This window comes from Corynebacterium sp. HMSC055A01 (assembly GCF_001809405.1).
In the GTDB taxonomy this organism is placed as follows: Bacteria; Actinomycetota; Actinomycetes; order Mycobacteriales; family Mycobacteriaceae; genus Corynebacterium; species Corynebacterium hesseae.
Genome location: NZ_KV797587.1, coordinates 78,714 through 88,822 on the forward strand (window position 1 = coordinate 78,714; position 10,109 = coordinate 88,822).

Annotated in this window: 8 protein-coding genes and 1 pseudogene; 8 read left to right on the forward strand and 1 reads right to left on the reverse strand. The window is 51.6% G+C overall.

Translation table 11 applies throughout. The features are described from left to right. Window positions 1–746: 746 nt before the first annotated feature. Window positions 747–1,613, reverse strand: a pseudogene (locus tag HMPREF2604_RS08320) (IS110 family transposase); the annotation flags it as partial. A 486-nt stretch (window positions 1,614–2,099) separates the two neighbouring features. Here HMPREF2604_RS08320 and HMPREF2604_RS13970 point away from each other — a divergent pair. The 8 genes from HMPREF2604_RS13970 to HMPREF2604_RS14340 all read left to right on the forward strand — a co-directional run bounded on the left by HMPREF2604_RS13970 (window position 2,100) and on the right by HMPREF2604_RS14340 (window position 9,873). Beyond that, window positions 2,100–2,480 (forward strand): hypothetical protein, encoded by a 381-nt coding sequence (locus HMPREF2604_RS13970; RefSeq protein ID WP_141746451.1) that lies wholly within the window; start codon window positions 2,100–2,102, stop codon window positions 2,478–2,480. Between the two features lie 2 nt (window positions 2,481–2,482). Then, complete coding sequence (locus tag HMPREF2604_RS08325; protein WP_083299220.1) at window positions 2,483–4,480, forward strand: glycosyltransferase; 1,998 nt, start codon at window positions 2,483–2,485, stop codon at window positions 4,478–4,480. Beyond that, window positions 4,481–5,086 (forward strand): hypothetical protein, encoded by a 606-nt coding sequence (locus tag HMPREF2604_RS08330; protein WP_070564838.1) that lies wholly within the window; start codon window positions 4,481–4,483, stop codon window positions 5,084–5,086. Between the two features lie 27 nt (window positions 5,087–5,113). After that, on the forward strand, window positions 5,114–6,058 hold the full coding sequence (locus tag HMPREF2604_RS08335; protein WP_070564841.1) for an NAD-dependent epimerase/dehydratase family protein: 945 nt from the start codon (window positions 5,114–5,116) through the stop codon (window positions 6,056–6,058). Between the two features lie 148 nt (window positions 6,059–6,206). Then, on the forward strand, window positions 6,207–7,355 hold the full coding sequence (locus HMPREF2604_RS08340) for a hypothetical protein (protein WP_070564844.1): 1,149 nt from the start codon (window positions 6,207–6,209) through the stop codon (window positions 7,353–7,355). Between the two features lie 104 nt (window positions 7,356–7,459). Beyond that, window positions 7,460–8,365, forward strand: a complete 906-nt coding sequence (locus HMPREF2604_RS08345) for a UTP--glucose-1-phosphate uridylyltransferase (protein ID WP_070564847.1) — start codon at window positions 7,460–7,462, stop codon at window positions 8,363–8,365. A gap of 236 nt (window positions 8,366–8,601) precedes the next feature. Beyond that, window positions 8,602–8,796, forward strand: coding sequence for a hypothetical protein (locus tag HMPREF2604_RS08350; RefSeq protein ID WP_070564850.1), 195 nt, complete (start codon window positions 8,602–8,604; stop codon window positions 8,794–8,796). A 195-nt stretch (window positions 8,797–8,991) separates the two neighbouring features. Beyond that, the gene (locus HMPREF2604_RS14340; protein ID WP_141746452.1) at window positions 8,992–9,873 is read left to right on the forward strand and encodes a serine O-acetyltransferase; all 882 of its coding nucleotides are present in this window, start codon (window positions 8,992–8,994) and stop codon (window positions 9,871–9,873) included. Window positions 9,874–10,109: the final 236 nt, after the last annotated feature.

The following is a 10,109-nucleotide window of genomic DNA, read 5'->3' on the forward strand; positions in this document are numbered from 1 at the left end:
CCGGGGGTCGAGAAAACCATTGGCTTCGTGGGCATCGTCCCGCGTTCCAAACGACTAGACCGTGCCCTCGATGTGTTGGAGGACCTGTTGAAGCGCGATCCAGAATTCGTGCTTCGAATCAAGGGGAAGACTCCTGAGGACTATCCGTGGATGAAGAACCGCCCTGAAGAAATGCGGTTTTACGAGCAGCAGTACAGACGAATCGACGAGATCAATGCTAGGTTCCCGGGTGCAGTTGTCTTCGACGGGTTTAGCCCTAACATGGCTGAATGGTATTCCAAGGTGGGTATCGTACTTTCTACCAGCGAGTTTGAGTCATTCCACTTGACTATCGCCGACGGCGCTGCGTCCGGCGCCTTGCCTCTTGCTCTGAACTGGCCGGGGGCGGACCGGATCTATCCGACTGCGTGGTTAGCTGGTACTTCAAGCGGTATCGCTGAGCGAATTTTTGACACAGTGACTAACTCGAGTTCTGAGAATGACAGCAATCAGTTCATGGCAACTGTAGAAAGATTTGACGAGAAACGGGTTTTGTCGGCCGTTCTGGCAGTATTAGGAGGCTAGTTCCGGTCAATTATTGTGGGAAATAGCTGCCCCCAGTACCGGGGTGTTCCTATATAGTTTGTCAACCTCGCGGGTGGATTAGCCGGGGTTGATTTTTCAGCCGGGGTTGTTTGGCCGTGTTGTTTTCTGGCATGGCTGTTAGCCGACTGGGGTTTCCCAGTCGGCTATTTGTTTCTTGGTGTTTAGGCTGCTTCGACTTCCTGTGATTGGTCGGGATCGCGGTAGTACTCGTGGTTGCTCATCATGGCGTATAGGACGTTGAGCCGTCTGCGGGCTAGCGCTACGACTGCAGCGTTGTGTCTCTTGCCTTCACGGCGCTTTCGTTCATAGAATTGCCGTGAACGCTTGTGGAATCTGATGGATGTAAAAGATGATTGCCATAGGGCGTTCTTTATTTTTTTATTGCCAGCTCTGTTCAGTGAGTTCGACATGATTGAGGTTCCGGACTGATTCGTTCGGGGTGATAAGCCAGCGTAAGAGGCTAGGTGCCCAGCTGTCGGGAAGTCGGACATGTCGCCCGCGGTCATGAGAATTTGGGCAGCCGTCTTCGGCCCGATTCCTGGCATGGATAGCAGGATTTGAGTGTGGGGGATGTCGTCGATGAGCTCGATGACTTCCTGCTCGATTTGTTTGAGGTGCTCGAGCTTTAAAAGCGCGTCCTTCGCCGACATTGCTATGCCCATTTCGGCATATTGTGCACCAGCAATGGCGGCTGTTTGCTCAGAGATGGCAGCGAATATGGCGTCGATGACGGGCTCGGGATTGCGTGCCTTATAGCGTCGAGCGAAGGCAGCTGCTTTGGCTTTTCCGAGGCGCTTTATTTTGGTGGGTCCGCCGTAGCGTGCAAGTAGGTGCAGAACCCATTTGCGGTGGATTATCTGGCCGCGAAGGGCTTGTTCGAATTGCGGGTAGCAGCCAACTAGTGCACTTCGAATCTGATTGATGAGCCTGGTGTAGGAGCGTGCTAAGTCTTCGTCGATGCCGTTGAGGACTTTCAACTGGAGGAAGGCTTCTTCGACGCGGTCGACACTGCGGAGGGATTCCGGAAGGACGAAAACAAGCCATACCGAAGCCAGCGACTAGTTCCACTGCCACAAGGGCAGAAGGAACGCAGATAAACATAGCCTGCCCCAGCATGGGGCTAGGAGTACGAATCCTGGGCTCCTTCAAGGGGAACTGCTAACAACGTAATGGGTAGCAAGAGATATCGGTCTCGAGTGTGCCTGTTCCCTATTTGAACCAGAGCGGGTACTGATCCCCTTATGCCTTAACTATAAATGGCTTTCTGTGGGCTCTTTGGTGCGGACGAACGGGCCACGATTAGTAGATTTGGTAGTTGACTGTGAATTGACTCAACACTGACTTTGGTGCTAGAGGAGGGAATTGCGAGTATTTAAAGTTGTCTGAACAGGCAAGCAATTCCCAGCAGAAGTGCTAAAGTGTCCTTCGAACGTCGGAACACTTTCTCTCTATTTTCCACGATTTGGGCATCGTGACTCCCAGTCTAGGAAATTGTCGATGGTTAAGGATTTTTCTTGAAGAAAAGATTTACGGTTCCTGCTGGAGCATTGGGGTTTTCAGTTCTTGTGGAAACTCTTCGACCACTGGAATCAAAAGATTTCGTAGTGTGTGTCTCAGCTGGAGAAAATCTGCCCGATTCAGACTCGGGAATCGCTACTGATCTCAGTTGGTCTCCTGGACTGAATACTTTCTTCCATTATTGTGGAAACAGAAAGACTACTGGCTGGGTAGGCCTACGGGAATTTATCTGGGGCAATACTGCGGGGGGTATTGTGATTGAAATCAAAAACAGGGCGGCCAAAGACTTGGCGGATGCAATCTCTGACTTTCGTTTAGGTGTTCGTTTGGCAAACCAGGGATTGAATCGGGTCACTATTGTCGGAGAGGACGTATAGCCGTGGACGTATCGGTAGTCATTGGTTTTCGTGATTGGGGAATTCGACGACTAAGACTGGCAGTTACCAGTATCAAAGAATCGTTCGGAACTTCCGAAGGCGAAGTGGTGCTGTCTGACTTCGGCTCTGTCGATCGCCATGCAAGCGAAGAACTCGCGAAGGAGCTCGGGATTCAATACGTGTATACCGCGACAGATGGACCGTGGTCTCGTTCTCGCGCTCTCAACGCAGGATTTGCAGTTTCAAAGGGTGATATCCTCGTGTCGACCGATGCCGATATGGTCTTCTCTCCAAAGTCATTCGAGAGAATTGTTGAGGTAGCACAGTCTAACCCGAACTCAGCGTTTTTTCTGCAGTGTAGAGACCTGCCTGAGCATATGACTGATGAATGGGTGGATGAGAACCCAGACGCGTGGGCTGAGATGGAAGCCGCAAGCAGGCTGCGTCCTCGGTGGGGAATGGGCGGCATGATGGCGATTTCGCGCGTGGGTTTTGAGGCTATTCGTGGCTTCGATGAAAGACTTCACACCTATGGTGGCGAAGACTTGGACTTTGCCCAGCGAGCTCGCCGAGCCGGGTTCAAAACGATGTGGATCGAGGATCCTCAAGTCCGGATGTACCACATGTGGCATCCACCGACAGCCAAAGTGGTCGCGAAGACTCCCGAAGGAGTTTTGGCAGTCGAGAATAACCGCAACGTTGTATACAACGACAAGACGTTCGTCCGGAACTTCCTTAACTGGCAGTACAGGCCGGAAGATGCAGCTCCTTTGGTGACGATCGCTATCGCCACCAAGGACCGCGCTGACATCATCGGTGAGACGATTCAGTCTGCGTTGTTCCAAAGCGTCCAGGACTTTGAAATCGTCGTCGTGGACGACGGAGGAACGGACAATCTCGAGGAAGTACTGGATAGTTTCAACGACTCGCGAATTCGGTACTTCAGCCAAGAACAGCGAGGTATCTCAGCTGCAAGAAATAAGGCACTTGATGTTTCGAGGGGCCTATATACCGCCGTCATCGACGATGATGACATCATGCATCCTCGCCGCCTTGAATGGCACTTGGCGTCGCTCGATGAAGGTCTCGACGGCAATGTCGGATCGTTCCTCAACTTTCAGAACGAAACCGGTGAGCTGGAACTCCAAATTTCGATGATTCCCGCTGTCTACACCGCGTTTGAAAAAGGCGCGGCGCCCGGGCACGGTACCTGGTTTATTCGGACGGATGTGCTTCGCCGATTTAGATATGACGAAACATTAACCAGTGGTGTTGATAACAACATCATGTTGAGGATGCTTCGTTCCGGTGCGAAGCTTGGTCATACCGGAAAGCCAGTGACTCTGCGCCGTCAGCATTCTCGACAAGTCACGGTTACTGATAACAAGAACCAGGCGGAGGCTGCGAATTCAGCGCTCGCCTTCTTCAAGTGGAACCTCAACAGCTGGACAAGGAAGCGGCTCGAGGAGCAGAGAAGCTCTGAGGGGGCTTGGCCACAGATTGAGGGCCGTGAAGCCTTGATTGAGCAAGCCAGAATTTACTTGCCGGATCATTTGAGCCAGCGCACCGTTGAAGTTCTGTCTGACGAGGTAATTCCCCATGACGGATGGGATGGCGATGTAAATTCGCATTTCGTAACCCTGGAAGGCGTAGGCACTGCCCACGTCGCTGAGATACGACACGCCAGCTTCGCGGACCTTGTCCGGCTGCGCCAACGAGGTCTCGATTTCACTGCGCGGCCTGTTTCCGACGAATCGGAAGCAAGCTGGATGGAGTCGCTAGCGAAGATGCTTGAGAGCAAGATAGGCCCCGATGTTTTTGCAGTAGTGCTTCCCAGTGACGCTTCGGCCAATCAGGATACGCAAGAGCTTCTTCAGGGGTCTGCGACTTTCGCGGACTCGAAGTTCGATTTCAGCGTTCGGCTAATTGATTCGGGTGAAGATTTTGAACTGCCAGCTGGCAGCTATGTACTTGGTCAACACTATTTTGGAGTCAAATAGATGAAGTTCACGCAGCAAACAAACTGGCTTGGACAGTTCAGCCTTGTATGGGAACGGACCGAGTACGATGCCTTTCCGCCAGCCCAGGCATTCACCGCAGATCATGCTCCCTGTGTTATCCATCCCGATCGTCGCGCTGTTGCTCTCACTTTACTTTTCTCCCCGTGGGCGGGAGACGAGATGACCTTTCCTGGAAGGATTGGCCCCAACACCGCGCACGAGATTCGAGAGTTTACGGAAAGTGCGTCATCGTCGATTGGCCCGATTGAGTATTACCCGAAGGGGCTTCCCATCGGAGCCTTTTCGGGGACGGTATCTAATCAGCTAGATGGGTTTGCTGATGTGGAGAAGCCTGCAATCTACGATTTGCCCAATCATGAGTTCAATGGCGCCCTTCGTACGATGAAGTCGTTGGCCATCGGAACCAATAGCTTTATGTTCAAGAGGCACGAATCCGACATCGTCCCAACTATCGGTGTGGGTGTGCTTTTCGCTGAAGATCTTGGGCTGGATGAAATTGTGATTGAGGCCAACTTGAGCGAAGAACAACTCATCTCTTTACGTAGGCTGCTTTCTGCAGTTCGACTAGGCTTGTCAATAAGGTAAATCTACTTTTGGAAGGGCAGTAACAATATGAAGGCATTGGTTACTGGTGGTGCGGGATTCATCGGTTCGCACTTGGTAGATCTCCTAGTGTCGGAAGGCTACGACGTCGACGTACTGGACAATTTCTCCTCGGGGCGCGAAGAAAACCTTGCAGACGCGCTAGCCTCGGGAAAAGTTGAAATTCTCCGGGATGATATTCGTAGTTTCGATTTTGATAAGCACTTTGCGCAGGCTCCAACAGATGTAGTGTTCCACCTTGCTGCTCAGATTGACGTTCGCAAGTCGGTCGAAGCTCCAGAAGAAGATTGCGAAACTAATGTGGTCGCCACCGTCAAGATTGCTAACGCCGCGCGTAAGCACAATGTGCGGAAGATCATCCACACGTCGTCTGGCGGTTCGATTTACGGTAGCCCTGAGACTTTCCCCGTCGATGAGTCTTATGACGTCATGCCGGAATCGCCCTATGCGGCCGGCAAGGCAGCAGGGGAGTTGTACCTAGGCATGTTCTGTCGCTTGTACCCACAGCTGCAGTGCGCGTTTATCGCGCCGGCGAATGTCTACGGGCCTCGTCAGAATCCGCATGGTGAGGCCGGCGTGGTGGCCATCTTTGCAGAACGCTTGCTCAATGCTCAGCCCACCAAGGTGTTTGGTAACGGCGGTAACACGCGTGATTACGTGTTCGTTAAAGACGTAGCGCGCGCCTTCTACCTTGCGTGGCTCCATGCCCCTAATGGCGAGAGGTTCAACATCGGAACTGGCGTTGAGACCAGTGACCGAGAGCTCCACACAATGGTGGCGGCAGCAGCCGATGCTGTGGATCAGCCCGAGTTTGCACCGGCCCGGCTTGGCGACGTCCCCCGATCCTGCCTGAACTCTCGCAAGGCAGAGCAACAACTGGGGTGGAGCGCTGAAATATCAATCGAGAAGGGGATAGAGAAGACGGTAGCCTACTTCAAAGGCACGAAAATCTAACGTAACTAACGGATTTGCTGATGATTGCGTGCTGCATTGGTTACAAACAGCGCTATAGTATGAGCTTTAGCAATCGATACTGTCAAGAGGATAGCTGTAGGATCACCAGTTCTGGCGTTCGTTTGATTTTGCAAGATGGAGGAATCTGATGACCAACACCCTGGTTGTTTCTGATCTAGAGAAATCCGACACAGGATTGGTGTCGATGCGTCTTAAGGCGAACGAGATTGATGATGAATTGTGGTTTCAACTTCCCCATGGATTCAAACCTCACTCCGATCAAGTAGCAGCTGCCGTTGGCGCAGTGTTTGGCAACCGCTTTGAGGTTATTGAATTCAACGAGCCGCTAACAACTCGAGCCGTTGAAAAATTGAGTAGTGCCACGAAAACTCAATGGAAGGTGCCATCTATTTGCAAAGGCAGTCCCACCAGTGGAGATAATATAGCTTTAAGCTTCAGTGGTGGGTTCGACTCGCTTGCTGCCTTGGCTGTTTTGGGGGAGACAGCAAATCTTGTCTCTATTGACTTTGGAGGCGGATTTGAGCGAGAGCGGAAGTTCTTCTCTAAGTTTGAGACAGCGATGGTTGAAACAAATGCTCGGAAGTTTGAGAGTTCTTGGACCTTTATGGGGCTCGGCGTAATTCTGCTTCGAGAGTTTTACGGAGCGGATTACTTTGCATTTGGGTCGATCTTTGAAGCGTCTCCATGGAACTTTTTAAGTCGCTCAGGCCGTATAAGGTCGCACCCAGTTTTTGACGCAGCAGGACTCACCGCCGTGAATCCCATAGTTGGGCTATCTGAGTTTGCTACTGCGGACTTAGCGGTTCGAAAATACCCAGAACAGATTGTTGATTCCCTTTTATCTTTGGCATCGGTCAAAAGCGAAAAGTTCTATCGTAAGATGTTGATGCTTGAGTTATCAAAGCGACGTAACGGTCTGACAATTGACACTGGGGCGCTTCCATCCCCGGAATGGGATTCATGTCTTCAGATTGGAACGTCGTTTGCTGCTGATTTTTTGGCGCCGGGAATGTTCAAATTCTTGGGTAGCAAAGCTAAGAATTGGATGGATGCGCCACAAGCTCTTGTGGACAACTTTACGAATCTTTCTTTAGATTTTTACTGGAGAGACAACACTGAAAACGTAATGGACGTGCCGCCTCGAATTGCCGCTAAAATAGCAAGTGGAAAGGCTGAGTTAGGAGTTGAGGCATATCGGTCGCGCGACTGGGATGAACTGCGTGAAGTGATTTCCTTTTTGAAGCTCTTTCATTCATTCCCTGGGCGGACGTTTTAATTGCCAGAGTTTCGAGTAATCTCCACTGATAGCTAGTGTGAGCCTTGTTTCCAAATTGCTGCAGTTTTATTAGTATATGGCCTGTTAGAAAGTGGCGCTTTATTATGGATAACGCTTCAACTGCCCGCACAGTTGTTGTCCCCGCAGCTGGCATGGGTACGCGATTTTTGCCCGCAACAAAAACCGTTCCGAAGGAACTTCTGCCAGTCGTGGATACTCCGGGTATCGAAATGATTGCTGGTGAGGCCGCAGGGGCCGGTGCGACGAGGTTGGCAATTGTAACCTCGCCCCGCAAAGACGAAGTCATGCGCCACTTTGATGAGTTTCCAGAACTCGTGGAGACTCTACGAGCTCGTGGTAAGGATGAGCAGGCGGTAAGAGTTGAGCGTGCTGCGCAGATTATTCAGCCGGTGGCTGTTGTGCAGGACAAGCCTTTGGGATTGGGTCATGCGGTTGGACTGGCTGAGGGTGTGCTCGATGATGACGAGGACTTCTTTGCCGTCATGCTTCCGGATGATGTCATCGAGCCCACTGCTGCTATGAGCGAGATGATTCGTGTGCGTCAAGAACACGGCGGCTCGGTGCTTCTTGCGGTCGAGGTGGATCCTGACCATGTATCTAACTATGGAGTGTTTGATATTGAGGACACTGACAATGAACGCGTAAAGAAGGTCGTGGGCATGATCGAAAAGCCTGCGAAGGAGGATGCACCCTCAAATCTGGCAGCTACTGGGCGCTACTTGTTGGATCGTGCGATTTTCGATGCACTGCGGCGCATTACTCCGGGCAAGGGCGGGGAGCTTCAGTTAACTGACGCAATTGATCTACTAATCTCTGAAGGTCACCCAGTTCATGTGGTTGTTCACGATGGTATCCGCCATGACCTAGGAAATCCTGCAGGCTTTATCCCAGCGAGCGTGGAGTTTGGTCTGCGTCACCCGAAGTATGGGCCGACTTTATTCCGAGACATTGAGGCGATCATGGAGAAGTACCGACCACAGTTGGGGTAGCGATTAGTTTCGCATCCCCGAATCATTAGGCTTGCAGCACGCCTAATTAGTGAGTCAGAATCCCGTTGGGAGGACCTCGGCGTCGCCAAGTACCTGCGCAAGCGGTGAATCGTCAGGGATGAAAACAGAAGTCGGGAAACGCGGCACTGCGGAAAACTATGAAGCCCTTGTGGGGCTTCGCTACGGCGTTGGGTGCGGCAATTGGCTGGGGTGCCTTTATCTTGCCCTTCGACTAGATGCAGACGGCGGAGTGTGCTGGAACGGTCATCGGCTTCGTCATTGGTAGTCTGATGATTGCCATTATCGGTCTGAGCTACGTCGTTACTATTCGCGCGCTGCCGCTGACCGGTAGTGAGGTGGCCTTCGCCATGGCGGCGCTCGGCCGGACTCATGCGTTTAACTACACGGCAGCTGGCAAACGGCGAAAGTAGAGAGCTTTCTGTCATATCTCGCCCTAAAATGGTGAGTTGACAATCAACAATTGCATTACATAGCAGATCGTCGAGATGGAAAGCGCGGTAACAAATGATTGTTGTAAAGGCTGAGATTCGTAACTTTTTCACCTCCACGCAAGAATAGAAACTCCCGGTGATGCATTCGCCTTTTACGTGTATAAAAATGGCAAAGTGATTCATAAGACGGGTTACGGTAAGAGTCCGACTTTTTCATTGCTCTTAGCTGGGGCGGGGCGGTATATCGTCAAGGGGTACGTGCGAACTCAATCGGGTATTTCGTCGGGTGTGTCAAACGGGGTGAACTTTTCTGGGTTCCCGAAGCTGCCTCCTCGGCCTGCGGTACCGGACACTGTCCTTTACGGGGTTAACCCAGTTAGCGTATTCGCCGCCCGCTTATTGTCCCGGGAATCCACTGTTTTGGGAGTTTTTGACCCAAGCGGTGGTTTTGTTGGTCAAACAGTGTTTGGCCTTCGCGTGCTGGGAAGCGTGCCAAGTGGGGCACGCGTGGTGGGCGTAGACAATTTTGTAGGGCAGTTTCCAGATTTAGAGACCTTCACTCTTACCGTAGGAGCTGATGATGTGCTTTCACGGGCTGTCAACAAGCTTGGCGTTATTGAGCTTCACAAGATGTCTCGTGCCTGTCATATTGATGGTTTGGAAGAGGGGGCGAGGTACTTGCAGAGTGTTATCCGTGTGAAATTTGGATGCCGTTTGCCCTACACAGTTCAACTCGGAGAAGGTACGCGTCTAGGATATGGAGGCTTAGGAACGGTCTTTCCTTCTAAGTCGGTGGTAGGTAAGGATTGTGTCATTTCTCAAAATGTAACTTTAGGTGGGCGTTCTGGAAAGACTCACCCGCCTATCATTGGGGATAACGTTTACATTTCGCCTAGTGCAGTTTGTCTCGGTGGCACCATTGGTAGCAATGTGGTGGTTGGCGCCGGTGCTGTAGTGACGAAGCCAGTCCCTGATAATTGTGTTGTTGCGGGTGTTCCCGCCAAGATCATTTCCACCGATATTTCGAAGTATGGTGGCTACATTAAGACAAATTAGCTATTTAGTAGTTTCGAAGTGGTGGTGAAATACCGTCCAGAGTTGGGTTAGATAGAATACCCGAGTCATTAGGCTGGCAGCACACCTAATTTAGAGTCTCTCGGTCTGTTAGGAGCGCGCTGGGATCGTCTGCAAAGTCCCCGCGCTCAAGGTGAGCAGTCTGGAGTGATTCTAGGCGGTGGACAAATCGATGTTGCGACCGGCTGTTTGGTAGCAGCGTCGTGACTTTCCGGTAG

Excerpts from the sequence above, each read along its gene's own strand:
- HMPREF2604_RS08330 (WP_070564838.1), top strand. The coding sequence starts at position 4,481 with ATGAAGTTCACGCAGCAAACAAACTGGCTTGGACAGTTCAGCCTTGTA.
- HMPREF2604_RS08335 (WP_070564841.1), top strand. The coding sequence starts at position 5,114 with ATGAAGGCATTGGTTACTGGTGGTGCGGGATTCATCGGTTCGCACTTG.
- HMPREF2604_RS08340 (WP_070564844.1), top strand. The coding sequence starts at position 6,207 with ATGACCAACACCCTGGTTGTTTCTGATCTAGAGAAATCCGACACAGGA.
- HMPREF2604_RS08345 (WP_070564847.1), top strand. The coding sequence starts at position 7,460 with ATGGATAACGCTTCAACTGCCCGCACAGTTGTTGTCCCCGCAGCTGGC.
- HMPREF2604_RS08350 (WP_070564850.1), top strand. The coding sequence starts at position 8,602 with ATGCAGACGGCGGAGTGTGCTGGAACGGTCATCGGCTTCGTCATTGGT.